17 protein-coding genes are annotated in these 23482 nt (G+C 40.2%); 9 read left to right on the forward strand and 8 right to left on the reverse strand.

Annotated elements, in window-relative coordinates; genetic code table 11:
• Window positions 1–29: 29 nt before the first annotated feature.
• The 9 genes from ACZ41C_RS13715 to ACZ41C_RS13755 all read left to right on the forward strand — a co-directional run bounded on the left by ACZ41C_RS13715 (window position 30) and on the right by ACZ41C_RS13755 (window position 11553).
• Window positions 30–992, forward strand: coding sequence for an MlaD family protein (locus ACZ41C_RS13715; protein ID WP_138259452.1), 963 nt, complete (start codon window positions 30–32; stop codon window positions 990–992).
• Window positions 993–996: 4 nt separating this feature from the next.
• Entirely contained in the window at window positions 997–2322 is a 1326-nt protein-coding gene (locus tag ACZ41C_RS13720; RefSeq protein ID WP_464562210.1) for a 4Fe-4S dicluster domain-containing protein, read from the forward strand.
• A gap of 10 nt (window positions 2323–2332) precedes the next feature.
• A complete protein-coding gene (locus ACZ41C_RS13725) occupies window positions 2333–3124 on the forward strand; it encodes a (Fe-S)-binding protein (protein WP_464562212.1) in 792 nt (263 codons plus the stop codon).
• A 32-nt stretch (window positions 3125–3156) separates the two neighbouring features.
• Window positions 3157–3639, forward strand: coding sequence for an ABC transporter ATPase (locus tag ACZ41C_RS13730; RefSeq protein ID WP_464562214.1), 483 nt, complete (start codon window positions 3157–3159; stop codon window positions 3637–3639).
• Between the two features lie 95 nt (window positions 3640–3734).
• Window positions 3735–6644 carry a glycoside hydrolase family 3 N-terminal domain-containing protein gene (locus tag ACZ41C_RS13735; RefSeq protein WP_464562216.1) on the forward strand — a complete coding sequence of 970 codons (2910 nt, stop codon included), beginning with the start codon at window positions 3735–3737 and terminating at the stop codon, window positions 6642–6644.
• 196 nt (window positions 6645–6840) lie between these two features.
• Window positions 6841–7980, forward strand: coding sequence for an N-acetyl-alpha-D-glucosaminyl L-malate synthase BshA (bshA, locus tag ACZ41C_RS13740; RefSeq protein ID WP_464562218.1), 1140 nt, complete (start codon window positions 6841–6843; stop codon window positions 7978–7980).
• Between the two features lie 61 nt (window positions 7981–8041).
• Window positions 8042–8413, forward strand: a complete 372-nt coding sequence (locus ACZ41C_RS13745) for a hypothetical protein (RefSeq protein ID WP_464562220.1) — start codon at window positions 8042–8044, stop codon at window positions 8411–8413.
• Between the two features lie 122 nt (window positions 8414–8535).
• On the forward strand, window positions 8536–9720 hold the full coding sequence (locus ACZ41C_RS13750) for an OmpA family protein (protein ID WP_464562222.1): 1185 nt from the start codon (window positions 8536–8538) through the stop codon (window positions 9718–9720).
• A gap of 111 nt (window positions 9721–9831) precedes the next feature.
• Complete coding sequence (locus ACZ41C_RS13755; protein ID WP_464562224.1) at window positions 9832–11553, forward strand: efflux RND transporter periplasmic adaptor subunit; 1722 nt, start codon at window positions 9832–9834, stop codon at window positions 11551–11553.
• Window positions 11554–11556: 3 nt separating this feature from the next.
• On the opposite strand, the gene ACZ41C_RS13760 is transcribed toward ACZ41C_RS13755, so the two are convergent.
• The 8 genes from ACZ41C_RS13760 to ACZ41C_RS13795 form a co-directional block, all read right to left on the reverse strand.
• Complete coding sequence (locus ACZ41C_RS13760) at window positions 11557–14955, reverse strand: PQQ-dependent sugar dehydrogenase (RefSeq protein ID WP_464562226.1); 3399 nt, start codon at window positions 14953–14955, stop codon at window positions 11557–11559.
• Window positions 14956–15067: 112 nt separating this feature from the next.
• Complete coding sequence (locus tag ACZ41C_RS13765; protein WP_464562227.1) at window positions 15068–16786, reverse strand: carbamoyltransferase family protein; 1719 nt, start codon at window positions 16784–16786, stop codon at window positions 15068–15070.
• A gap of 72 nt (window positions 16787–16858) precedes the next feature.
• A complete protein-coding gene (locus ACZ41C_RS13770; protein WP_464562228.1) occupies window positions 16859–17605 on the reverse strand; it encodes a glycosyltransferase family 2 protein in 747 nt (248 codons plus the stop codon).
• 3 nt (window positions 17606–17608) lie between these two features.
• Window positions 17609–18694 carry a glycosyltransferase family 4 protein gene (locus ACZ41C_RS13775; RefSeq protein ID WP_464562230.1) on the reverse strand — a complete coding sequence of 362 codons (1086 nt, stop codon included), beginning with the start codon at window positions 18692–18694 and terminating at the stop codon, window positions 17609–17611.
• Between the two features lie 58 nt (window positions 18695–18752).
• The gene (locus tag ACZ41C_RS13780; RefSeq protein ID WP_464562232.1) at window positions 18753–19955 is read right to left on the reverse strand and encodes a glycosyltransferase; all 1203 of its coding nucleotides are present in this window, start codon (window positions 19953–19955) and stop codon (window positions 18753–18755) included.
• A 31-nt stretch (window positions 19956–19986) separates the two neighbouring features.
• A complete protein-coding gene (locus ACZ41C_RS13785; RefSeq protein WP_464562233.1) occupies window positions 19987–21015 on the reverse strand; it encodes a hypothetical protein in 1029 nt (342 codons plus the stop codon).
• 227 nt (window positions 21016–21242) lie between these two features.
• A complete protein-coding gene (locus tag ACZ41C_RS13790) occupies window positions 21243–22118 on the reverse strand; it encodes a glycosyltransferase family 2 protein (protein WP_464562235.1) in 876 nt (291 codons plus the stop codon).
• A 322-nt stretch (window positions 22119–22440) separates the two neighbouring features.
• Window positions 22441–23469, reverse strand: a complete 1029-nt coding sequence (locus tag ACZ41C_RS13795) for an acyltransferase family protein (protein ID WP_464562237.1) — start codon at window positions 23467–23469, stop codon at window positions 22441–22443.
• Window positions 23470–23482: the final 13 nt, after the last annotated feature.

Below are 23482 nucleotides of genomic sequence, written 5' to 3' on the forward strand. Positions count from 1 at the left end.
AATTTTGTTAGAAACATAAAATTGATTGCTTGAAACTATCCAGGGAAATTAAGACGGGAATTATTGTAATTGGAGGAATACTCCTGTTTATTTTGGGGTTTAGTTATTTAAAATCGACACCACTTTTTGACAATAGTAAAACCCTGTACGCGGTTTATCCAGATGTGGGCGGACTACAGGCCGGGACCGTTGTGTCCATTAATGGTTTTGGCGTAGGGAAGGTAAACGATATAAAGTTTAAGGATACAAAAGGAAATTTGGTGGTCACCTTTACGGTAAGCAGCGATTTTCAATTTTCCAAAAATAGCACCGTAGAATTGTACGATACGGGAATAATTGGCGGGAAAGGATTGCAGATTACACCCGTTTTCGACGGTGCAGAGACCGTTCGATCCGGTGATACGCTTTCCACCGAAACAAGACCCGGCTTGACGGAGCTGGCCCAGGAAAAACTGACCCCTTTGTTCAAAAAATTTGAATCGGCCGTTTCCGATGCGGACTCTGTCCTGATCAACGTGAACCAGGTCCTTGATACCAAGACCAAAAAGGATTTACAGACCGCAATTAACGGACTCAGTGAACTTATGGCGAGCCTCAATGGAAGTGCCAAGGTATTAAACGATATTTTGGCCAACAACGAACAAAAGTTGGATAGTTCGCTTACCAATTTTGAGACCCTTACCTATAATTTCGCCAAGCTTTCGGATACACTGAACAACGCAGGTCTGGGCAGGACTTTGGCCAGTTTGGAAACCACCATGTCTAATTTGGACAAGGTGATTTCTAAAATCGAACAGGGTGATGGTACCTTGGGCAAGTTAATGAACGATAAGGAGCTATATTCCAATTTAACCGCTGCTTCCAGGGAGTTGGATCTGTTGCTACAGGACTTTAGGTTAAATCCAAAACGCTACGTGAACGTTTCGGTCTTCGGTAAAAAACAAAAGGAATATGAGGTTCCGGAAGATGATCCGGCCGCTAAAATAGAATAAATCAATGCAGTATATACCCAATATCCTTTTTGTAGCGATTCTTATTATGGGAATCGGATATTTCGCCAAAAACGTTGGTAAACTTAGGCGCAATATTTTATTGGGAAAAGATACCGATGTTTCCGATGACAAACCCACAAGATGGCGCAATATGCTCCGGATCGCCTTTGGTCAATCCAAAATGGTCGTACGCCCTGTAGCGGGATTGCTCCATGTAATTGTCTATGTTGGTTTTATCATTATCAATATTGAAGTTTTGGAAATCGTCATCGATGGTATTTTTGGTACACATAGAATTTTTGCAGGTCTGGGTCCTGTGTATGATTTCCTGATTGCATCCTTTGAAATCCTGGCGCTCTTGGTCATTATTTCGGTAATCGCTTTTTGGATAAGAAGGAACATACTAAAACTCCAGCGATTTTTAAAGTCGGAAATGAAGGGTTGGCCCAAGAAAGACGGCAATCTTATCCTTTACATTGAGTTGGTGCTGATGCTTTTGTTTCTCACTATGAACGCGGCGGATTTCCGTTTGCAGCAATTGGGTGCGGAGCATTACGTGCAGGCCGGTAGTTTTCCCGTAAGTCAGTATATATCAGATTGGTTCACTGGTATGGACATTTCCAGCTTGATACTTTTGGAGCGAACCGCATGGTGGTTGCACATTGTGGGGATACTGTTCTTTTTGAATTATCTATATTTTTCAAAGCACCTGCACATCCTATTGGCATTTCCCAATACGTTTTACGGAAAATTGGGGCCCAAGGGAAAATTTCAGAATTTGGAGGCTGTAACCAAGGAGGTAAAATTGATGTTGGACCCTAATGCCGACCCGTTTGCCGCTCCCGCAGATACTGGGGATGTGCCATCAAAATTCGGGGCATCGGATGTGATGGATTTAAGTTGGGTGCAATTGCTGAATGCCTATACCTGCACGGAATGTGGTAGATGTACGAGCGAATGTCCAGCCAATCAGACCGGTAAAAAATTGTCCCCAAGAAAGATCATGATGGACACGCGGGACCGATTGGAGGAAGTGGGAAAAATTCTGGATGCCAATAAGGGAGAATTCAAAGAGGACGGTAAACAATTGTTGGACGATTATATTACCCGCGAAGAGTTGTGGGCCTGTACGTCCTGCAACGCCTGCGTTGAGGCTTGTCCGGTAAGTATTGACCCTTTGTCCATTATCATGGATATGAGGCAGTATTTGGTGATGGAGCAATCCGCTGCGCCCTCAGATCTAAACAACATGATGGGCAATATTGAGAACAATGGGGCTCCTTGGCCATTCAATCAAATGGACAGGTTAAATTGGAGCAAGGAATCATAAAGAACTAAAAATGACTGACACAATTAAAGTTCCTACAATGGCAGAAATGTTTGCTGCCGGTGAAAAACCCGAAGTATTGTTTTGGGTAGGTTGTGCCGGTAGTTTTGACGATCGGGCCAAAAAAATTACAAAGGCCTTTGTGAAAATTCTGAACAAGGCCAATATTTCCTTTGCCGTTTTGGGAACGGAGGAAAGCTGTACAGGGGATCCGGCCAAAAGGGCAGGAAACGAGTTTTTGTTCCAGATGCAGGCCGTCACCAATATAGAGGTGATGAAGGCCTATGAAATAAAGAAAATTGTGACCACATGTCCGCATTGTTTCAATACCATCAAGAACGAATACCCCGGTCTTGGAGGTACCTATGAGGTGGTGCACCATACGCAGTTTTTGAAGCAGTTGTTGCAGGAGGGACGTATAACCATGGAGGGAGGAACCTTCAAAGGAAAGCGCATCACCTTTCACGACCCCTGTTACCTAGGTAGGGCCAATGGCGTGTATGAAGCGCCAAGGGAGCTGATACGGAAATTGGATGCCGAGTTGGTGGAGATGAAAAGCTGCAAGCAAAGAGGTCTGTGCTGTGGTGCGGGAGGTGCCCAAATGTTCAAGGAACCCGAAAAAGGGAACAAGGATGTGAATATTGAACGTACCGAGCAAGCTTTGGAGACAACCCCCCATATTATTGCCGCCGGATGTCCTTTTTGTAATACCATGATGACTGATGGTGTTAAGAACAAGGAAAAAGAGGGTGAAATTGCCGTTATGGACATTGCGGAACTTATTGCCAAGGCCGAAGATTTATAAGGCGTTGATTTTAAAACTATAAAGAAGGATTCATGCTAGCAGATTTTAATACACTACCCGATAGTTCCAGGGTATGGATTTACCAGGCGAACAGAAGTTTTACGGAACGGGAATTACACGAAATACAGGACGACCTTACACTTTTTTTGGAAAACTGGACGGCCCACGGTAAGGACCTGAGGGCCGGTTTTGAGATAAAGTACAACAGGTTTTTGGTAATTGCCTTGGACCAAAGTGGGCAGGCTGCCACAGGATGCTCCATTGATGCATCGGTTCATTTTATACAACATTTGGAAAAAAAGTACCAAGTGGAACTGCTTGATAAAATGAACGTATCGTTCAAGCAAGGTGGTTTTATAGCCTATAAGAACTTATTGGACTTTAAGGCCATGGCCAAACAGAAGGCCATATCACGGAATACCATCGTTTTCAACAACCTTGTGGCGACCAAGGGTGAATATATGGAACATTGGGAAGTTCCCGCTTCCGAAAGTTGGCACGCGCGTTTTGTCTAGGTGCTAGCGGTCGTTAACATCTATTTTTATTAGGTTTTATCGATGAAATGCAATAAATTTCATGGTTTGATGTTATTTCCATACAGTAAAAACACATGAAGCTTTTTCTCAAATTTTTCTTTTTTCTTTTTGGCTCTTTTTTTCTTTTTGGGCAAAACCCTTTGGTCAGTTCGGATAGTCTGGCCCAGGCCATTTGGGTAACCGAACAATACCAAAAAATGACCTTGGAAGAAAAGGTAGGGCAATTGTTTATGGTCATGGTTACCTCTAACCAACCCGATGGGGAAAAGGAGAAGATAAGGCAGCTCATTCTTGAGCAAAAAATAGGGGGAATCATTTTTTCAAAGGGTGGGCCCGTACGCCAGGCCAAACTTTGCAACGAGTTTCAATCCCTATCAAAGATACCGTTATTGGTGGGAATGGATGCGGAATGGGGATTGGCCATGCGTTTGGACTCCACCTATGCTTTTCCTTGGAACATGACCTTAGGTGCCATTCAGGACAATAAGATCATAGAAAAGGTTGGCTACAGGGTGGGACAGCACGCAAAACGCTTGGGGGTGCACATTAATTTTGCACCGGATATCGACATCAACACCAATCCTAATAATCCGATCATTGGCAACCGTTCCTTTGGGGAAACTAGGGATGTGGTTGCTGATAAGGGCATCGCCTTTATGAAAGGTATGGAAAGTGCGGGTGTGCTATCCAGCGGAAAGCATTTCCCGGGCCATGGCGACACCGATGTGGATTCCCACCATGATCTGCCCGTAATTCCTTTTTCCAGGGAGCGATTGGACAGTCTGGAGCTGTATCCCTTTAAAAAGTTGATCAACGAAGGTCTGAGTAGTGTCATGGTCGCCCATTTGGAGGTGCCATCCATGGAAATCAAGGAAGGTCTGCCATCCTCATTATCGGAACAGATCATTTCTGGAATTCTCAAGGAGGAACTGGGATTTGAAGGTTTGGTTTTTACCGATGCCTTGAATATGCAGGGAGTTGCCAAATTCGGTACCGATGGTGCCGTAGCGTTGGCCGCTTTCAACGCAGGCAACGATATTCTTTTAATGCCCCAGAACGTGGAGGATGCCAAAGACCTATTGATCAAAAACTACAACAGGGGCCGGATCAGTGAGGCAAGGCTTGCCCAATCCGTGAAGAAGATATTAATGGCAAAATTCAAGGTGGGACTCCATAATTATAGACCCATTGCCTTGGACAATCTGTACGAGGATTTAAATACCGTTGAGGATGATATCCTCTATGAGGAAGCCATTGAGAACGCCCTAACAGTTGTTAAGAATCGGTTTGACTTGCTTGGCATTAAAAATTTGGAAAACAAGAAAATCGCCTATGTAAAATTTGGGGATGCTCCCAATGATGACTTCATAACGGAACTGAACAAATATACTACGGTGACCCAAGTAAATGCCAACACCATTGAATCGCTCAAAAAGCAGTTGGAGGATTATAACTTGGTAATCATCGGACACCATAAGAGCAATGAGAGTCCCTGGAAACCCTATAAGTTTACTGACAGGGAACTCGCTTGGCTGCAAGAAATTTCCAATTTAAGGTCTTCAAACCTAATCCTGACCGTATTTGCAAAACCGTATGCACTTTCGGATATCTCCACGTTTCAGAATATTGATGCCGTGGTGGTCTCCTATCAAAATAGCGCCATTGCCCAGAGGAAAACCGCGGAACTTCTGTTTGGTGCAATTCACGCCTCGGGAAAGTTGCCCGTAAGTGGAAGTTTTGAATTTCGGGCCGGAACAGGAATTCAATTGTCATCGCTAAATAGGTTGGGATATAGTCTTCCGGAAAGGGTAGGTCTTAGTTCAAAGGGCCTTTCCAAGGTAGATGAATTGGTTCAGGACGGACTGGATAGTCTCATGTTTCCTGGGGCCCAGGTTTTGGTGGCGAGACATGGGAAAGTGGTGTACAACAAAAGTTTTGGGAAACCCACGTACGAGTCCGAAGTTGCCGTCGCCGATGATGATATTTACGACCTAGCTTCGCTGACAAAGATTTTAGCGACCTTACCCATGGTTATGAAAATGGAGGAAGAAGGAAAGATTGCCTTGAACGATACTTTTGAGGAACTGGTACCCGAATATTCCAATACGGAAATCAAGAACGTAACGGTCTTAAAGGCCTTGTCGCATTATGGACGGTTGCCTGCTTGGATTCCCTTTTATGTCCGCACCTTGGACGAAAATAGAAGGCCTTCAAAGGAATTTTATCGTACCCAACCAACGGATGGCTTTTCGGTCAAGGTTGCAGAAAACCTATATCTCACGGATGCCTATAACGATTCCATTTATAATAGGATTGGAAGACAGGATTTAAAATCCAACAGATATCGCTATAGCGACGTGCCATATTACGTCATGAAAAAGTACGTAGAGGATACTTTTGGTGAAAAATTGGATGTACTCGCAAACGATTTTCTATATAGTAGAATAGGGGCGAACTACACTACGTACAATCCTTTGGAAAAGATTCCAAAGAACAAGATCGTGCCTTCAGAAGAGGATAATTATTATAGATACCAGACCGTACAGGGCTATGTCCATGACATGGGGGCGGCCATGCAAGGTGGGGTGGGAGGTCACGCGGGCCTGTTCAGCAATGCGAACGACGTGGCCAAGATTATGCAGATGTATTTACAGAACGGATACTACGGTGGGACGAAGTTCTTTGATTCCCGGACCGTAAAGAAATTCAACACCTGCTATTTTTGTGATAAAAACGTACGAAGGGGCGTTGGCTTTGACAAGCCCCAACTGGAACACAGTGGGCCCACCTGCGGGTGTGTTTCCAGAAAAAGCTTTGGACATAGTGGTTTTACGGGAACGTACACCTGGGCAGATCCGGAAGAGGAGATCGTGTATGTGTTTTTATCCAACCGTACCTATCCATCGGCCTCCAACACCCTTTTAGTTAAATCTGGGTTAAGAACTAGGATTCAGCAGGCCATTTACGACTCCATACTAAATTAAAGAGTAGTTTTGTAGTCAAGGGCATCCGTTGGAAGATTCCTTTAAAGCCTGTATGCCTTTGGGTTTTCATAACTGACCGATTACAAAATGGATTTAGACAGAATGAAACCCTCAGAGAGGGATTTATTATGGTAAGCTAAATTCCAATACAAAAGGAAATGTTTAAGAATCAAGCTATTGAACTAATTTTATACGCATGAAAATTGCTATTGTTTGCTACCCAACGTTTGGTGGTAGCGGTGTTGTTGCCACGGAATTGGGAATCGCTCTCGCGAATAGGGGGCACGAGGTACATTTTGTAACCTATCGTCAACCCGTGCGATTGGAACTTTTAAACAATAGTATTTATTTTCACGAGGTACATGTGCCGGAATATCCTTTGTTCCATTATCAGCCTTATGAGTTGGCATTGTCCAGTAAATTGGTGGACACCATAAAATTGTACAATATAGATTTGTTACATGTCCATTATGCAATACCCCATGCTTATGCCGGTTATATGGCCCAGAAAATGTTGGAGGAACAGGGAATTTATGTTCCGATGGTGACGACCTTGCATGGAACCGATATTACCCTTGTAGGCAAGCATCCGTTTTATAAGCCTGCGGTGAATTTTAGCATCAATCAATCCGATGTGGTAACCTCTGTTTCCGAAAGCCTAAAACAAGGTACTTTGGAGATATTCGATATAAAAAATGATATAGAGGTTATCCCCAACTTTATAGACAAAAACAAATACAAGCACACGTTTACGGATTGCCAACGATCAGCTATGGCAAAGGATGGCGAGCGTATAATTACGCATATAAGTAACTTTAGGAAAGTGAAGCGCATACCCGATGTAATCAAGGTATTCCAGAAGATTCAGGAAAGGATACCTTCTAAATTGATTATGGTAGGAGAGGGGCCTGAAAAAGAAGGTGCGGAACGATTATGTGAAGATTTGGGCATTGGCAATAAAGTCATCTTTTTGGGAAATAGTAATGAAATAGACAAAATCCTATGCTTTTCCGATCTTTTTTTGCTGCCGTCCCAAACCGAAAGTTTTGGTTTGGCGGCCTTGGAGGCCATGATTAATAAAGTTCCTGTGATTTCTAGTAATACCGGAGGAATTCCGGAGGTGAACGTCCATGGCGTAACAGGATATTTAAGTGATATTGGGAACATTGAGGAAATGGCACAAAATGCGATATCCATTTTGGAGGATGATGACACCTTGGAGCGATTTAAATTGAACGCCGTAAAGGAAGCCGAAAAGTTCGATATTTTAAAGGTATTGCCACTGTACGAGAAAGTATATGAAAGAGCCTATAATAGCCGATTAAAAAATGTTTAGGCCCTTTATCCTCCTATTTATTCTCGCAGTTTCCTTGGGTTCTTGCAAGAGTCAAGAAAAAATGAAACTCGAAAATACCGATACAGTTGCAATGGACCTCATTATCAGCGGAGATCATAGTGGCTTTGAACAGGAACAGTTGTTAAAAATCGATAGTCGGTTGGAATTTGAGGAGTTTTTCGGAAAAATCAATCGAACCAGAAAACCAGGCCTTCCTGTTCCGGAAATCGATTTTAAAAGAAATTCGGTCATTGTTCGCTTAAAAGGTACTACTACCAATAACGAACCCGATATAGCCCTTCGGAAGTCGTCCAATGAAAGTTTACTCCTGAAGAAGCTAAGGACAAGTTCTAGAAAAGAAACTACCGCTGTTTTGACACCTTTTTTCATTTACAGTGTTCCCAAAACAAATAAGGATGTAATAATCCAATAGATTACATCGGATATTTATAGGAATACATCTATCAAACGATAAAAAATACCTTACAAAGGACTTTTTTGAAAACTAGTGTTTATTATACTAGTTTTACACTTTAATACCCAAATTCAATGGACATGAGAACCAAAATTTTATTTTCAGCAATAGCAACTCTTGCCTTTTCCAATATCTCTTTTGGTCAGGAAGAAGAACTTCAAATCACCTCAAAGGATAGTATCGTCATAAGTTCATGGATGGTAGGCCTTGGTTTCAATGCCGTAGATGATTCCGGGAACGTTTTTGACGGTTTGCTTAATATTGGGGATGAGTGGAATATCTTGCCGTATCCTTCCAGGTTAAGTTTAGGAAGATATTTCAAAAGTGGACTAGGTGTGGAGGCCATAGGGACTTTGAACAAGTATAAAGAGGGCAAAATTATTGATGGGCAAGTGAATCCTGAAGATATTGACTATTATGCCATTGATGCTAGGATTACCTATGATTTGAACAAAATTATAGGGGAAACCGGTTGGTTCGATCCATACGTTGGTGTAGGAGCGGGTTATACCGAGGCCAATAATTTGGGAAGGGGAACGTACAATGCCGTGGTAGGATTTAGAACATGGTTTTCGGATAGATGGGGCTTGGATTTCAACTCGTCTGGAAAGTGGGCGATGAGCCAGTCGGAAGGTGCAACTAACCATATCCAACATGCCGCTGGGGTAGTTTACCAATTTGGTATCGAAAAGGGGCTATCAAAAAGGGGCGAGGAGAAGAAGGAATTGTTGGCTGCCATTGAAAAGGAAAAACAACGACAGGCAGATTCGATTGCCGAAGTAAATCGATTAAAAGAGGAAGCTTTGTTGGCAGAGCGACTTCAAAAGGAAAAGGAGGCTGCCGAGCTGGCCGCCGCAGAAAAAGCCGCTAGGGATAAAACAGAGGCAGAACAAAAAGCGATTCAAGATCAAATAGACGGCTTAGGGCGGGTTTATTTTAGGTTTAATTCCTCGTATTTGACAAATGAGGATAAGTCATTGTTGGATAAACTTGCAGCCATACTAAAAGAACATGAAACCGTCAAATTGGAGATTTCCGCCCATACGGATGCGAGGGGTCCCGAGGAATTTAACCAATGGTTATCTGAAAGACGATTGGAAAGAACGGTCAACTACTTAAATGAATTGGGAATTACATCCGCTCGTTTGGTTGGAAAGGCCCAGGGTGAATCCCAGCTGACCAATGAATGTGGCAATGGGGTAAAATGTCCAGAGGTCAAACATCAGGAGAACCGAAGGTCACAGTTTAGTATTATGGAGTTTTAAAAATATGAAACTGTATTGTTCTAATGTAGAGATGGATATTCAAGAGCTTTCTAATTTATTGAATATGGTGTATTTTTAAATAGTAGTCTTTATAAAGGGAAATTGATTTAAATGTCTCGAAAACGAGCTTCATGGGTAGGTTTTTTAGGTCTAGGTATTCTCCTGGGGTATCTTTTATTTGGCCTTGATTCAGAATCAAGGTCTAAGCCTTTGCCAAATGAAGAAATAAATGAAAATGTAAAGTGGACTTGTTCCATGCATCCTCATATTAATGGTGAGGAAGGTCAAAAATGCGCTTTATGCGGAATGGATTTGACTCCCTTGAATTTGAGCGAGACCATACTTTCGGACAATCAGTTTACCATTTCTCGTGAAGCCGCGGCTCTTGCCAATATTGAGACCATAACGATTTCAAAGGATTTGCCTGATGCCCCTGGAGAAGTTAAACTATCAGGAATTATAACGACGAATAAAGAAACAGATGCGGTTCAAACATTCCTATTTGATGGTAGACTTGACAAATTGTATCCCAATACTATAGGTGAAAAGGTATACAAGGGCCAAGAAATCGGGGAAGTATACTCGCCTGAACTGTATATTGCACAGGACAAACTTTTAACTTCCGTGTCGTATAAGAATAGTCATGAAAAATTATACGATGCAGCCCGAAATACCTTAGGTCTTTGGAAGGTAACGGATGCCCAAATTGAAGAAATGATTCAAAGCGGAAAGCCATTAAAGAACTTTCCATTTTATGCTGATAATACAGGAACCGTAATGGAAGTTTATGCAACTGAAGGCAACTATTATAAGGAAGGGCAGCCTCTTTATAAAGTTTCTGACTTGCGAAAAGTTTGGGTTGAGCTGGATGCCTATGAATCCCATGTTCCATTTTTGGAACTAGGTCAAGAAAGTAAGATTTACGTCAAGGCCTTGAACAAAGAGTTTTCTGGAAAAGTTGATTTTATAGACCCTATTGTCAATACGCAAACAAGGTCCATGACTGTGAGAGTAGCACTGATCAACGAAATGGGGCTTTTAAAGCCTGGTATGTTTGTTGAAGGAAAACTAAAGACAAAACCCTTGTCAAATTCAGCTATCGTAATACCTAAATCGGCGGTACTTTGGACGGGTAAGCGTTCTGTGGTTTACAGGGAGATGAATATGGATACCCCGGTTTATGAGATGGTACAAGTTCTATTAGGTCATGAAATGGCGGATGCATTTGAAGTTTTGGAGGGTATCAAGCCAGGAGACAGGATTGTTGTAAATGGAACCTTTACCGTTGACGCCGCTGCTCAACTTAATGGGAAAAAGTCCATGATGCACGTCCAAGAGGTCAATGATGGATTGAGGGAAGAACATCATTCGCATGAACTACCAGAAGGAAAATTGGATTTGAATATTGGGTTGTTAAGGGATTTCCCCACGTTGCTGCCCGAATATATGGAAATTAAGGATGCTTTGGTTTCCACAGATTATAAAGAGGTAAAAGTTCATGCGTCGATGCTATTGGAAGGCATAAGGAAATTGGAAACATCCAATAGGGAATTTGATGATAGCCAATTGGAGCACTTGAAATTTAACCTTGAAGCTATCAAAGATGCTACGGACATAGAAAATCAGCGGATAGCCTTCAAGAAGCTATCGGAATTGTTTATTAGTTCTATGACTACCATTGAAGGGCAATTACCAAAGAAACTATATATACAGCACTGTGATTGTGTACCCAATGGCGGAGGAAGTTGGTTGAGTTATGAAGAAGGCATTTTTAATCCCTATTTTGGAGATAAAATGCTTACCTGTGGTTGGGTTGACGGAGTTATAGAATGATTGTTACTTAACAATCTTGGTATATCGTTTTTTAGAAGTGCCTATCTGCATTTCCAAAGTATATATTCCTTCAATAAGATTTTCCGTATTTACATTCATAAGGGTTGCTGCATTCGACTCTTCTCTTTCATAAACTTGTTTTCCCGTTAAGTCATAGATTCTAATTGTAATTATTTCCTCTTCAATATTTTCATGGGCCAAATCGATATTGATTTCCTCATTGAAGGGGTTGGGGTATGCAATAAGAGCGTTTTCCAGAACAATAATGTCATTATAGCTATAAGAACAAGGTTCGTTGGTAGTTACCGTGAGTTCATTGACGGAATTTTCAATTGGTAAAAAAAGTTGCGGTTTGGTTTCTGAAACTGTTTTCCCGTTTAGCGTCACAAAATATTCAGAGGCACCTGTCAATTCTATTGTCAAGGTTTTGAAGTCAGAATCCAATGAAGTATTCACTGTAAATGGCTCAGGTTCCCCAATAACTATTTGGGCGCAGTTTTCGGAACTGATAGTACCATCCGACGTTAGGCATATTTCATAAACGCCCGGCTTTAAGTTTTCAACACTAATTTCATTAATTAATTCTTTGGACATCGTCAATCCTTCGCCTGTAACCGATGCAATAAAGGAATCCGAGGTGCTGTTTTCTATTTGAATGAGGCCATTGTTGGAACCTTCGCAAATTACATCCTGCTGTGAAAGCAAAATTTGATCGGAGGTAAAATTCCATATACTACAACCCCTTGCATCAACAGATCCGCCCACTTTTGTGTTAGGACATAAATCTATGGTATTGGATATCCCATCCCCATCCAGGTCATCAATATCATTTTGGTTTTCAACAATGATATTGATTTCTTCAACACATCCCTCTTCCGTTATAATAATATACGTTCCCTGATCCTCTTCATTGACCACACCAAGGTTAAGATCTCCACTTTGAACAGCACCATCAGGTGATTCAATCGTAAAATCGACATCATTGGGCATCATGCTCACAATTAAGGTATCGCCTTTTGCAACCGTAAGATTTTTAGTGCCTTCAATCCAGTTGCCATTTTTGTTGTATTCTGGTATTATAGAATCGATGTCACAATTCCATTCGGTCCATTTTGAAATGTTGTTTGTGGTTGACAGGTTTCCCGAAATATTGAAATTTCCACCAAGAATTATCTCGTTGTTCGTTTCCGTAAATAATAGGGCGTTTCCGCGCGTATTTATTCCTACTTGTTTTCCTGACCCCATGGCTTGCCAACCTTCCAAAGAACTCCATCTGGCCACATTGTTCATTATTTCATTTGTATTATTGATGTTGCTAGCAGTTTCAAAAGTGCCCGTAACATACACATAATCATTTTCTACAACCAAGGCATTTACATTTCCACTTAGTCCGTTGCCCAAGGGTTCCCATAATCCATCTTCCAAATCAAATCTTGCAATACGGTTTACCGTGGTATTTCCGGCATTTACAAAATTGCCCCCTGCATATAGGTAGCCATCGTGGAAATCAATGGCCTGTACAAAGCCACTTGTGCCAGTTCCCAGTGACTGCCATGTACTCCCGTTCCATTGGGCAATTCTATTGGCGGCTACACCACCGGCCATGTCAAAATTACCTCCTACATATAGATTGTTTTGATCATCAAAGGCCAGTGCCCTTATTTCATTGTTAGTACCTGTGGATCCGGTCTGGACATTAGTTAAACCTTGCCAAATATCATTTTCCCATTTTGCAATGTTGTTCACGGTTTCGCTACCTGCCGTGGAAAAAACCCCGCCAACATACAATGTCGTCCCCAAATTGTCGAAGGCAATTTTGGATATTGGTCCATTCGTCCCTAAGGCCATGGGATTCCATTGTTGGCCGTCATAATAAGCAATATTATTAGCATTTATCCCCCCAATTTCACTAAAATCCCCAGCGGCATATACCAATCCATTTTGTGAAACGGCAATTGAAAATATAGTTCCATTGGAGCCTAATCCTAGGTTTTTCCAAGTATTCAGTGAATCATAAACGGCAATATTGGAGACGGGGGTGCCACCTGCCTCCGTAAACGTGCCACCAACGATAATGTCGCCATTGGTGTTTTCGGCCAAACATTCTACAATGCCATTGGTTCCAAGACCCAATGCTTTCCAAAACCCAATACCATCTACTGCTATGGTGTTTGGTCCTGTATTGGTTTCAGTTATCGCATAGATATTCGCATTGGCGCGATAGTCCAAAAAATAGAGCTCCCCATTTTCGTCTTCACCAAAGGAAGAAATGAATTGCCCGTTGGTCTTGAATAATAATTCGTTGCTTGAAGTACCATCGGAAAAGTTGTGTTTTAGAGCCCAAACCCGACCAGATACGTAATCGCCGTAAATATAACTGTTTTGTAATCTTGGGTCATTTAAGCTTCCCTTATAGCTATAACCACCTGTAATTGAAACATCACCTTGGTTGTGGTCATAAATGAAGATTGGTTTTACATCGGGTGAGGTTGCAAGGTCTGTGTTTGAACCATAACTTGGTTGGCTGCTACCTTCAAAGCGATTCCAGCCGTAATTGCCACCTCTTGTAATAATATTTATCTCTTCATACGCATTTTGACCAACATCCGCGCCCCAAAGTCTACCCTGTTCGTCGAAAGAGAACTTCCAGGTATTTCGTATTCCCCAAGCATAAAGTTCGTCCAATCCTGATTGACCTACCCTTGGATTGTCATTAGGGATTTCATAGCGTCCGTTGGGTTCTTCGGGGTTGGTTTCCAAAGGGTTGTCGCCATTGATATCAACATCGATTCGAATGATACTTCCAAAAACGGTTTCCAAGTTTTGCCCATTGCCCATAGGATCACCGCCACCACCCCCATCGCCTATGGATGCATAAAGATATCCATCAGGCCCAAAGGCTATTTTTCCTCCATTATGGTTGGAGTCCCCTTGATTCTTTACGAACTGGGCCAGGATAAATTCAGAAGAAAGATCCAGGCTATTGCTATTTGACTCTGAAACCGTGTATCTGGCAATATTGATTCTAAAATTAGAGGGTCTATCGATATAATATACAAATACATGGCCGTTATTGGTAAAATCTGGATGAAAGGCCAGTCCCAAAAGGCCAATTTCCTGTCCTGCACTGTAGGCTATTTTGGATCGAATGTCCAGAAATACGGAAACCCCATCATTGGAAGTAGTAGGGTCATTGGGAAAGACTTTGATTAGACCAGGTTGTTCAAGAACAAAAAGGCGATTCGTGCCGTCCGTTGAAGCCTGCAGTTCCACAGGAAAATTAAAAGAAAGGTTTAGAAATGCGTTTTCAAACGCAACTTGTCCCAAGCACCACAAGGAACTTACTAAAAAATAAATTGTCGTTAGTTGCGTCTTTTTCAATTTGGGGGCGAAAAACTTCAAGCAAATGTATTTTCAACAAATATACGCTGGTATTGCCCGCTTTGGATTCCCCTTTTTTCCCTAAGTTTCTATTTTTATCAAAAGTTTAACAAGAAATCAACAATGTTTGTTGTTAACGCTCCACAAGTATATTTTCCATAACTAGGACGTCCATTTGGGTTCTAGCGAAACAGGCATAGGCTTCTGCCGGGGTGTTGACTATAGGTTCATTTTCATTGAAGGAAGTATTCAATAAGATGGGCACCCCTGTTTTTTTTCCAAACTTCTCTATGAGCCCATAGTATCTTGGCGATGTGTTTTTATCTACACTTTGCAATCTTCCCGTACCATCAACATGTGTTACGGCCGGAATCAATTTATGCTTCTCTGGTTTTATTGGAAAAACCTTTTCCATAAAAGGGACATCCTCCGTATATTCGAAATATTCAGGGACATATTCTTTTAGAATGGAAGGGGCAAAGGGTCTAAAACTCTCCCTTCTTTTAATTTTAAGGTTTAATAATTCTTTTGCTTTTGGGTTTCTGGGGTCTGCGATTATGGACCTGTTTCCCAAAGCCCTGGGGCCAAATTCCGCCCTGCCTTGAAACCAACCAACAACCGCGGGCTCAATTAGTTTGGCTACCAAATAATCGAATAATTCATCGTCGTCATCAATTCTTTTATAAGCAACCCCTATTTCGTTCAAATAGTTTTCAATTTGTTCGTTATCAAATTTGGCACCTGTACTTGCGGATAATATAGGTTCTGCCCTTTTTATATCTAGGACATGATTGTAATGATAGAGCGCGGATCCCATGGAAATTCCCGCATCATGTCCGGCAGAAGGTATATAAAGATTGTCAAACTCCGTATTTGCAATAATTTTTCCGTTTGCGACAGAATTTTGGGCTACTCCACCTGCAATACACAAATTTTTGGACCCTGTCTTTTTCTGTAAATAGGATGCCATGTGAAAAATAATCTCTTCGGTGACCTGCTGAACGGATTTTGCCAAATCTTTATGATATTGGGTCAGCTCTTCTTCTTTTTGTCTTGGTTTTCCAAACAATGCCTCAAATTTTTCTGTGAAAAAAGAGGGAACTACGGGTTGGTTGTTTTCATATTTTACTTTTATTTCCCCAAAATAAGAGAAATCCCAAGTCCATTTACCTTTAGGCTCCAGTTTAATAAGTTTCCTAACCTTTTCAACCTGTGTAGGATTGCCGTACGGGGCGAGACCCATTACCTTATATTCATCTCCATAATGCGGGAAGCCCAAAAAATGTGTAAATGCCGTATATATAAATCCTAGTGACACAGGATAATCTATGCTATCATAGATATCTATTTTGTTTCCTTTGCCGTAGCCATACATGCAGGTACTAAAATCACCGGACCCGTCTATGGACAATAAGGCAGCTTCATCAAAGGGACTTGCAAAAAAAGTGGAGGCCAAATGCGCCCTATGATGCTCAACCTTTATAAGTTTCTCTTCAATCATCTCTTTTTTGCAACCAAACGCGGTTGCAAATTGCTCTGGTATAGAGGTAATATCATTTCTGTTTTCCCACCTATTTTGTATTAAGGACTTTCCTGTTTTTATATTTTTGAGGGCGAAAAGTACCTTTTTGCCCATTTTTGCACTAGCATCCCGCCCTATAGTTATGTAATCCACGGCTTCAAGGGTAGTATTGGCCTCATTCAGGCAGAATTGAATAGCCTGAGCGGGGAAACCTGCCCAATGTTTTATTCTCGTGAAACGTTCCTCCTCCGTCGCAGCAATGAGTTTGCCGTTTACAAAAATCGCAGCTGAAGAGTCTGCATGATGCGTATTTAGGCCTAGTATGATCATCTTTATTATTTTTATTAGGCTACTATCGTGTTTTGAAACATAGCCATTCAATTCTATTCTTGGTTCTTTTTATTATTGAAAATACTGTTTCAATTTGGGAACAAGTCTTTTGACTGTATAAAAATTATTGATTGGTATTTTATTCTTCCGAAAAGCCTTAAGGCATTCCTTATTTCCTTTGACAATATTCGTAATATTTTTACTAGTGGCTCCACCAAGCCTCATTCTAACCAGTGGCTTTTCTATATAGCTCCAGGAAATACCATGCTTTTCCAAAAAACGCAGCATTATCTCAAAATCTGCCGCTAAATCCAAACTTTCGTCAAAATACCCATATTTTTCATAAATCTCACGTTTTACGAAAAAGCTTGGGTGGGCGGGATGCCATCCTTTTCTAAAGGCGTTTTTGTAATAAGGGCCTGTAATCCATTTCCGAACAATTTTATCTGTATTTTCGGCTTCCACGTAATATAAATTACCAAAAACACAATCGGCGCCAGTTTCTTTAAATGTATCAACTACTTCAGATATCACATTGTTGGTATTGTAAAAATCATCGGAATTTAGAATACCCAGAATTTCGCCGTCAGCTAATTTAAGCCCTTTGTTCATAGCGTTATATATACCACCATCAGGTTCGGAAATAAGTCTACTTACCCTGTTAGGAGCTTTTTTGATTATTTCTACAGTATTGTCCTTTGAAGCACCGTCAATGATAATATGTTCCATGTTGGCATATGTTTGATCGTTTATGGACGATACACAATCCAATACATATTTTTCGCTATTATAGGTCCCTGTTATTATGCTTACTTTCATACTTTATCTCTTATATAGATTTGCATAAAACGCCGCGGTGAGGTCGAATGTATTCTTCCACGTGAATTTTGAAGCATTTTGGAACCCCTTGCTTCTAAGCTGGGCTCTCAAATTTTCATCCGTTAATTGGTGTACCGCCTGGGTAAATTGTTCAACTTCGTTCTCTTTGACCAAAATGGCCGCATTGCCTGCAACTTCGGGTATTGAAGATGCGTTGAGGGCTACGACCGGGCACCCTGCCATTTGTGCCTCGATTACCGGGAGTCCAAAACCTTCATAGGCGGAAGGGTAGAGCAGGGCAAAGGCATTGTTGTAAAACCAATTCAGGGAAAAGTTGTCCACCTTTCCAAAGTGTTCATAATGGTTTTCGGCTCTGTTCTTCGCCAGGACTTCCCGTTCATGTGTAGATAACGGTCCTCCTCCAAGAATCACAAGGGGGATATTCGCTAAAATGGAAGTTTCAACTGCTTTATCAAAATTCTTATAAGCGGATTTTCTATCTCCTACATATAGCAAATAGCCGTTTGTAGGGAATTTGGTCAACTGATGTGCATCCCTGTCTTCTTTGGAAAGTTCAAAAAACGTTTCGGATGAAACACCGTGAGGAATTACGGTAATATCCAAATCCTTGGCGGCCGGAATAAATTTCAACAGATCTTTTTTTGTGTTTTGGGAAATACAGATAATTCCTTCGGAATTAAGTATAGCCTGTTTCTTTTGTAGTTTGTGGGCGATGCTACTGGGTGTCCTAATGAAATGTTCATAGGTAAAGTCATGAACCGTGGTAATGCTTATATGGTTTTTATTTTGCGATGTTCGGTAATAGCTGGAATGGAAAATCGCCTTTTCAGTTTCATTTGCCAATTTGGGATTTATGTATCGCCCCAAAGGAAGGTTTTGCCTACCTAATTTTGGAAACGCTTTTAAATTAAGTAGATTCCTAAAAATATTATCGGTGTCAGTATCATCAAAAAAGAAGGTCTCGTAATTTTCCTTTTGAATGATATGGGAAATTAATTGATACCAATAATTAGATATTCCCCCGGATATTTGAAGTTGAAAGATGATATTGTCAAGGATAATTCTCATAATTATGGTATCAAACTACTTTAATACTTAGCCATAATTGGGTATACTATGGTCTCGTTCAATTAAGTAGATTTTCGTATAAATCAAAATAGCCGTTCAATTGCATTTGGCCGTCGAATGATATTAACGCATGATTTCTGGATTTATTTGCCATGGTTGAAGAATCATGGTTCATCACCAAATTTCTAAAGGTTTCCAAGGCTAAATCAAATCTTTTTTTGGGAACCGTTATACTTAGCTCTGAATTTTCAACCATTTCAGGACACCCACCCGTATCATAAGTGATGACCGGTGTTCCACAGGCCACAGCCTCCATGATGGTCGTAGGGTAACTATCTGCATATGTGAGGTTCATAAAACAGTCGGCCCTTGTGTAATATTCGATCAGCTCGTTCAAATCTGAAGTTCGCTCGACCCCAACGATGCCGTCGGGTAGGGATTTTATTTGATTAGGGTTCAACCCTATGAGTACAATGGTCTCATCTTCGTTCAAAAGTTTTTGCATCTTATGGAAATCATACAAGCCTTTGTTTTTGTCCCAGACACTTGCCACCCCTAGAATGATTTTTTTATTGGGAAACAGTTTTTTTGAGGTTTTTGCGGGGCTAAAAACGTTCAGGTCAATACCGTTTTTTATAACGGTATTTGGTTTTGTCCGTAAAAAGGACTTGTCCAAATAGGATTTTAACCAGTTTGATACCGGAACCAGGTGCAGGTTTTTTATGTTATTGAAGCTTTCCTTTTTGTGCTTGTAGTTATAAAGGGACCTGTCTAGAAGATAACTCTTTGGATAGTCTCTTAGTGCGGGACATTTGCTGCAACCGTTTTTCCATTTTTCACATCCATGAGGTTCAAAATGGGTACAATGTCCCGTAAAGGCCCAGCAATCATGAAGTGTCCAAATTACGACGCCTTGATACTTTTCCAAGTATTGGAAAAGTACCTTATAATTGATAAAGTATCCGTGAATATTATGTAAATGGATAATATCCGGTTGCATTTTTTCAAGGTGGCGTACCAATTTCCTTGTTGCCCAAAACGATCCCTTACCATGGGCATCAAACAATCTGGAAATTAACAAGTGCCATCCGTAGGACCACCAATTACCCACTTGAAAGGTGTTAAGGTTGGATTTTCTATGCTTTCTACCATGGGCCAGATATGCCTTCCCTCCACGATCTATAACCCTATTGCCCAAGGCCTCTGCGATTTTGCCAGTGGACCCATAGTTGGCTTCAACATTTATTTGGTAGAGTACCATTTGGACTATTTCGAGCTCTTTAAGATGATTATTATTTCGTTTTTAGGCCAAGGAAAAGGCTGGTTTTGTACAGAAAATTTTTAAACTTTAGATACCAGTCTATAGGATAGTTCTCCGCCCGTAACAATTCATTATAGATTAATTCCTGAAAGCTGGTTTCCTCCATGGTGGAAAGTCTTTGCATTGTGTGCTTTTCGAACAATCTGGCCAGTCCCGTGTTTTTTTCGTTTGGTAAATGCCAGATGGTAAGGTTTTTACTGTCCGCTTCTACATTTCTAAAGTAATTTCTATTGGTCCACAGTCTTTTGATAAACGGCTTAAGACCATTCATAAGCGCATCATGTTTATAGTAATAATAACTAAGGGTGTGTGCCTCTTCATTGAACTTTGGTAGGTTCTTTTGATTCCTGTCCAACATATCCTTATAAAGATCAGGAAAATGATCGGCAACCTTTTTAAGGAATTTTCCATTGGCAAGTAGTACTTCGCCTCCACAATAGAATGGATTGTCTTTGAGTTCAACGCCCCAGTCCTTAAAAATAGTTCGCATGTCCTTTCCCGTTACCCCGTGCACCTGATACTCCCTTTCCTCGTCAACTACATATGTAATGGCATTATAACCATTGTGTAAATTTTGAAATAATGGTGCAGCAGGTTTTGTAAAGATACAATCGGAGTCCAGTAATAAGAAACCATCCTCTTGATTTATATGTTGGGCAACATGATCAATGATGCTGAACTCGAAGAATTGGTTTCTAAATCTGTCAAAGTAGTTTTTTGGCAATGGATATTTGTTGGGTAACGTTATCAATTCTATGTTGTTCTCCTCAAGGAAATCCGCTACGGAAAAACCGTTGATAATGGGCAATTCCTTGCTGTTGGAAAATAGAAGATGATGGGCTTCCGGATTATATCGCAAAGAGGTTTCGTAAAAGAGGATCACGCATTTCCAGTAGACTTCTTGAAAGCTTTTAGAACTGGCGTCCCCTTTATTATTGGGGTATTTTGATTTTTCCTCCTTGGATTCCAAATAGATCCATGTGGCAATATGGTTTTTCACACGTTTAAATTTTAGTAATTAACTAATGGTAAAAAAATTATAAAATTAAGAACGTGTGCAAACACTCGTTGTACTCGTTCTCTCACTAAAAATTTTAAACATTTACTTTTATAAATAAATTTTTAAAATTTTTTAATGCTCGTTTCATGGTCAATTATTTTTTGCTCTGATGCCGGTTTTGGCCTATTCTATAAATACGTATGCTTTTAATGGTGTTTGTTGGTTGTTTAATTAAAATCAAACCGTTTTATATACATTTTTGGGAATACTACTTTTAAGAATGCGGAAAATAGGACAAAGGGAACACGTACGGGAAAAAACTTGCGTTGCAGCAGCAGATTGCTCCGTAGATCTAAACCAATGGGGTTCCACAATTTTTTGATTCTTTGCCGTATGGACAGCTTGTGAAAGTTGCTATAGGCATTCTCATGGTCGTCCGTACAATGACCCAAAAAGCCTGGGGTAATGAGTACAGGTACATTTTTCTTTCGTGCTTTTAAGGTGTAGTCATAATCTGCGACCCCGTGAATATACCCTTCAGATAATATACCAATTTTTTTTACTACGGTCCTTGGTACCCACATGATATTCGCATTTCCAAGATCGCATTCCTGAGGGGTATCCGTGGGTTGGATAAACTGGTACTTGAACCAAAAGGTATTGGTCAATTTGGCACCTCCATAGGATAATGAATTACTTTTTTTATCCTTTGTAGAACCAATGTAGACACCTTCCTGTCCATAATTTTGAAGACAGAATTCGCCGGTGGATAATAATGTAGTAAGAAAATTAGGATGTACGTCCGTATCGTCGTTAAGCAAAAGATAGGCATCATAATCGCCCTGTAAAGCCTCTTTCCAAGAATGTCGCATACCGCCCGCCCAATAAAGGTCGCCAGTGCCCTTAAGTACATGCACCTTTGGGTACTGATCGCGTACGGCATCCCCCGTGCCATCCGTTGAACCGTCATCCGTAAGGTAAATGTCTAATCTTATATGCTCTTGTAAAGGTACATGGGCCTTATAAAGACGTTCTAAACATGCCAAGGTTTTATCCTTACGGTTAAAACAAGTAAGGAGCACGGCAATGGAGGTTGTTTTCATATTCTTTTGGGTCAAAACAATGCTGTTTTTTGAATTGGTATTTATTTGGTAGAAGAAATACCTTGTCAAATATCAGAATTTTAAAAAGTAGCACCCAATATTGTGGGTTTAATTAGATGATCTTGTAGGAAAATAGGGTGAAGTGTCTTTTGCTACCATAAACTCCAATAACTTATTCCAATAGTATATGATTAAATACTTTATTGGTCATTTCTTAGTATACGGTTGATTGTAAAATATTGGTTTTAAGAGGAGTCGGTTTTTTCTTTTCTATAAATTAAGATGTTTTACAATATTTTGTAATCGGTTGTTCTTTCTGTTCTTAATACCCAATGAGGAACCTAGAATTCTTCTTAAATACTCTTTTTAACAATTTTGAAATTATAACACATTGAACAATTATTAGAAATGGGAATATTAATGAAAATAGTCCCCAAAACTCTTTTGAAATGTATTCTTTCAAGAAATTAAATAATATAGGCTGTTGTAATCTTCCCAAGGTATAGTGCATAAAATAAATGGCAAAACTCATTGAAGCGATTTTATTAAATAGTTCCGATTTATTCGTTTTTATTGAATGAAATAATGGTAAGATTACCCCAATGACTGCCAGCTTTTGAATATAAAATATTGAATTTTGAACTTGGGTCATTTCACCATTTGGATACATTTTGTATGAAATAAAGAGAATAGCAGAAGTAAGAAGGCATATACAAATTAAGATTACCTTATTCGATCTACAAAGTGTTATGGTCTTTTCATAATTTATACCAGCGAACATGCCTAAAGTAAAAATGGGAAAAAAATATAAGTACTGGCCAATAGTTAAAATTGTTCCCGTTCGTGTTCCCAAAAGTGGGATAAAGAACAGAAATGGTGAGTAGGTTAGAAGCCATTTCTCTGGAATTTTTAGTAAAAATGGGCTAATTAAATAGATAAGGCTTATAAAGGGAATGTACCACAAATGAGGGACGATACTACCTGTAAGTACTGATTCAAAAAGATTGATCTTAACGGGTTTATATGTATAAATTTCAAAATAATTAAGTCCGTAAAAAATAATCCAAACTGTTATGGCATTGAATATATAGGGTGCAATAACATTAATTGTTTTTTTTTTGTAATAGATCTTGGTTATAAAGTTTTCTTTTAAATAATAAAAAATAAAGCCTGAAATGAAAACAAAATAAATAGTACTGTTGTTAAAAAGAACTTCACGAACTATCTCTTGATTCCCAATACCATAATTTGTTTCAAGGGGTATTCTCCAAAGATGTACAAGTACTATATTTAGGATTGCGAAGGCCCTAAAATAGTGTATGGACCAAAGAAATTTATTTTGCTGCTTCAAACCAATAGGAAAA

This window comes from Maribacter sp. C-4077 (assembly GCF_055378385.1).

Excerpts from the sequence above, each read along its gene's own strand:
- ACZ41C_RS13735 (WP_464562216.1), top strand. The coding sequence starts at position 3,735 with ATGAAGCTTTTTCTCAAATTTTTCTTTTTTCTTTTTGGCTCTTTTTTT.
- ACZ41C_RS13770 (WP_464562228.1), bottom strand. The coding sequence starts at position 17,605 with ATGAAAGTAAGCATAATAACAGGGACCTATAATAGCGAAAAATATGTA.
- ACZ41C_RS13745 (WP_464562220.1), top strand. The coding sequence starts at position 8,042 with ATGAAACTCGAAAATACCGATACAGTTGCAATGGACCTCATTATCAGC.
- ACZ41C_RS13790 (WP_464562235.1), bottom strand. The coding sequence starts at position 22,118 with ATGAAAACAACCTCCATTGCCGTGCTCCTTACTTGTTTTAACCGTAAG.
- ACZ41C_RS13725 (WP_464562212.1), top strand. The coding sequence starts at position 2,333 with ATGACTGACACAATTAAAGTTCCTACAATGGCAGAAATGTTTGCTGCC.
- ACZ41C_RS13720 (WP_464562210.1), top strand. The coding sequence starts at position 997 with ATGCAGTATATACCCAATATCCTTTTTGTAGCGATTCTTATTATGGGA.
- ACZ41C_RS13780 (WP_464562232.1), bottom strand. The coding sequence starts at position 19,955 with ATGGTACTCTACCAAATAAATGTTGAAGCCAACTATGGGTCCACTGGC.
- ACZ41C_RS13755 (WP_464562224.1), top strand. The coding sequence starts at position 9,832 with ATGTCTCGAAAACGAGCTTCATGGGTAGGTTTTTTAGGTCTAGGTATT.
- ACZ41C_RS13765 (WP_464562227.1), bottom strand. The coding sequence starts at position 16,786 with ATGATCATACTAGGCCTAAATACGCATCATGCAGACTCTTCAGCTGCG.
- ACZ41C_RS13775 (WP_464562230.1), bottom strand. The coding sequence starts at position 18,694 with ATGAGAATTATCCTTGACAATATCATCTTTCAACTTCAAATATCCGGG.
- ACZ41C_RS13730 (WP_464562214.1), top strand. The coding sequence starts at position 3,157 with ATGCTAGCAGATTTTAATACACTACCCGATAGTTCCAGGGTATGGATT.
- ACZ41C_RS13750 (WP_464562222.1), top strand. The coding sequence starts at position 8,536 with ATGAGAACCAAAATTTTATTTTCAGCAATAGCAACTCTTGCCTTTTCC.
- bshA (WP_464562218.1), top strand. The coding sequence starts at position 6,841 with ATGAAAATTGCTATTGTTTGCTACCCAACGTTTGGTGGTAGCGGTGTT.